General features: G+C 61.2%; 1 protein-coding gene. It reads left to right on the top strand.

Annotation, left to right across the window (positions count from 1 at the left end; all coding sequences use genetic code 11):
• The coding region (locus AB3X94_RS42210) for a transposase (protein WP_368614506.1) at positions 1-255 on the top strand (255 nt) is incomplete at both ends.

Genomic DNA, 255 nt, shown 5'->3' with positions numbered 1-255 from the left:
AAGGCAGACCTGCGAGTTCGCCTCGACTGATCGCTGGTCTGCTGTATCTGCAGCACGCCTTCGACCTCTCGGACGAGGATGTTGTGTGGCAATGGGTTGAGAACCCGTACTGGCAGGTTTTTACGGGTGAGACGTACTTGCAGACCGAACCGCCGATCGATCCGTCCAGCCTCACGCGATGGCGCAAACGGTTGGGAGAAGCCGGTGTCGAGGAGTTGCTCGCCGAGACGATCGACGCGGCGAAGCGTGCCGGAG

It is taken from the genome of Paraburkholderia sp. BR10923 (genome assembly GCF_040948765.1).
Classification (GTDB): Bacteria; Pseudomonadota; Gammaproteobacteria; order Burkholderiales; family Burkholderiaceae; genus Paraburkholderia; species Paraburkholderia youngii.
The sequence above is the reverse complement of the archived record's forward strand: the minus strand, read 5'-3'. Positions and strand labels throughout refer to the sequence as shown.